Origin of the sequence: Streptomyces sp. MnatMP-M17 (genome assembly GCF_900091995.1) — a bacterium.
Taxonomy (GTDB): Bacteria; Actinomycetota; Actinomycetes; order Streptomycetales; family Streptomycetaceae; genus Streptomyces.
Window position 1 is genome coordinate 1 of record NZ_FMDK01000742.1, and the last position, 2403, is coordinate 2403.

General features: G+C 67.4%; 2 protein-coding genes. Both read right to left on the reverse strand.

The genetic code is table 11. The features are described 5' to 3' along the window. Positions 1–38: 38 nt before the first annotated feature. Entirely contained in the window at positions 39–626 is a 588-nt protein-coding gene (locus tag GA0115259_RS29630; protein WP_093602719.1) for a Uma2 family endonuclease, read from the reverse strand. A 161-nt stretch (positions 627–787) separates the two neighbouring features. Then, positions 788–2101, reverse strand: coding sequence for a ThuA domain-containing protein (locus GA0115259_RS29635; RefSeq protein WP_093602721.1), 1314 nt, complete (start codon positions 2099–2101; stop codon positions 788–790). Between the last annotated feature and the right edge of the window lie 302 nt (positions 2102–2403).

The window sequence follows — 2403 nt, forward strand, 5'->3', positions numbered from 1 at the left end:
TCTCCAGATGCCGAAGCAGCCGCTCCGAAGGACGGGCCTCAGGAGTAGCGGGGCAGGCGGTCGGTTGAGATCGTCCACTCGGCAATCGTGATCTCCTCGCCGTACAGGAAGTCCTTGCGGGTCGCGTACCGGGGGCCGGCCGGGGTGGGGTGGATGTCGGACAGGACCGCGCCCGTGCCGGTGCGTGGATCGAAGATCACGTACACCGGAATCCCGAGCAGGGGATAGTCCCGCACCTTGCTCACCCAGTCGTTGTCCGGGTTGGAGCGGGACACCACTTCGATGGCGGCGACGAGCGTGCGCGGGTCGATGGAGCCCTCGGTGTCCATGTCGGCCTCGGCGATCACGATCACGTCCGGGTGACGCATCACGCCCGCATGCGGGTCTTCCACATCGGGCGTGCCCGTGTGGGCGAGCAGGCCGTCCGGCATGACCTGCTCCAGCCTTCGGCTGACGCGGGCCGCTGTCAGCTCGTGGGGCCCGCCGGGGGTCGTCATGTCGTGGACGATCCCTTCCCGCGTGATCTCCAGCTTGCCGGGAACGCTGTCCTGCATCCGTTCAACGATGTCGCGCATCGCTTGGTCCTGGAGAGCGTCACACCGTGCGTGATCGGGGGCGATCGTCATGTCCCTCGCTCCTGCCTCTCGGCGGCCCGGCCGCTCTGCCGCGCAGGCGAAGCCTTGCCACTCATGCTAACGAGCCGCGGCTCTCCGTGGCGTCAGCGCTCCGGGCCCGCGCCGCACCCGGATGGGGGATGCGCGGGCCCGGAGAGGTGGGCGGGTGTGGGTCAGGGCTGCTGGATGAGCTGGAACGACTGGGCCGCCGAGCCGTTGCAGGGGCGCTGGATCAGCTGGGTGCCGGAGGTCGCGCCGTCCGGGGCGCTCAGGCACTTTCCGCTGTGGCGGGCCGTGAAGTGGTAGCGGCCCGCCGTCTCCGCCACCGCCTGCCACTGCTGGTTCAGGCCGCCGGTGTAGTTCCAGAGCTGAATCGGAGCGTTGTCGGCGGTCGAGACATCGGTGACATCGACGGCCTGCTGGGCGTTGGCGCGCGGTCCGATACGGGAGAAGCCGCTGTCCGTGGAGCGGATCTGGTACTGCTGGGCCAGCGTGCTGTTGCAGGTGTACTGCTGGATCGCCGTACCGTTCGCGGTCGCCGCGGCACGAGCGTCCACGCACAGGTTGTTGCCGGCGTTCACGAGCGCGTACCAGGCGGACTCGTTGATCGGTCCCGGCGGCGTCGGGTTGCCGCCCTCACCCGTACCGAGCCACTTGAGGCTGTCGAGGACGAAACGGTTCTGGGTCGCGCTGCCGAAGGTGGAGGAGAGCGTCTGGCCCGTGCTGTAGTTCATGGCGTTGTGCCCGAAGTTGGCGTAGATCATCTTGTAGCCGGTGTTGGTCCACATGATCGGGTAGTAGCCGCTGTACCAGGACTGGTTCGGGTCCGTACCGAGCGGGAAGCTCACCGGGTCGACCGACGAGAGGATCTTGATGTTCGACCGGGCCCTGAGGTCGTTGGTCCAGCTGTACCACTCGCTGACCGACGAGGTGAAGGTGGCCGGCAGGCTGGTGGTCGTGGGGTGGGTACGGTCCTCCACCTTGAGCGTCGCGGTGGTCGGGCCCCAGGTGTTGGAGCGGAAGTTCCCGGATCCGAGGAAGTCGTTGTAGTACCAGGACCAGCCGCCGGCGTTGGTGGTGAACGCGGACACATGGAAGCCCATCCAGGCCCCGCCGCTGCGCATGTACCGCTCGAAGCCCGACCGCTGGGCGGCCGTCTGCGGCGCGTCGTCGAGGAAGAGCACCACCTGGTACTGGTCCTTGGTGATGTTTGTGAGCTGGTTCCAGTTGTTGGTCGCCGTGTACGAGAAGTTGTTGGCGGCGGCCTGCTGGGGGAACCAGGTGTTGGCTTCCCGTACGAAGCTGATGTGGGCGTCGTCCCAGGTGCCGTTGTAGAACGCCAGCACATTGAACGGCGCGGCGGCGTTCGCCTTCTGAACGGCGCCATGGGCGGCGGGAGCGGCAGTCAGGCCGAGGAGTACGGCGAGCAGCGCGAGGAGTCGTACACCGACACTCCTCAGGCGGTCCCTGTCTCTGATCGTGGTCATCGCGGGGACGATCCCTTCTTCTGCCGACGGTGGGGGGTGCGGGGGCGCGCGCAGTGCGTGAGCTGCGTGAGCTGCGTGAGCTGCGTGAGCACGCACTGTCATGTATCTGACATGCATTCACGCATGCGGCCCGCTCGTGATTTAAGAAGTGAACTCACGCCACGTCAAGGTCCTGGTATGGACCAATGTTCGGGTGGGGGTCGGCGGTGGTCGGGTGCGGGCTGGTGGGTGGTGTGCGCGGGAGTGGGGTGGGGTGGTGGCGCGCCGGCTCGGCGTCTGACCGCCGGTGGGTGGTTGAGGTT

Excerpts from the sequence above, each read along its gene's own strand:
- GA0115259_RS29630 (WP_093602719.1), bottom strand. The coding sequence starts at position 626 with ATGACGATCGCCCCCGATCACGCACGGTGTGACGCTCTCCAGGACCAA.
- GA0115259_RS29635 (WP_093602721.1), bottom strand. The coding sequence starts at position 2,101 with ATGACCACGATCAGAGACAGGGACCGCCTGAGGAGTGTCGGTGTACGA.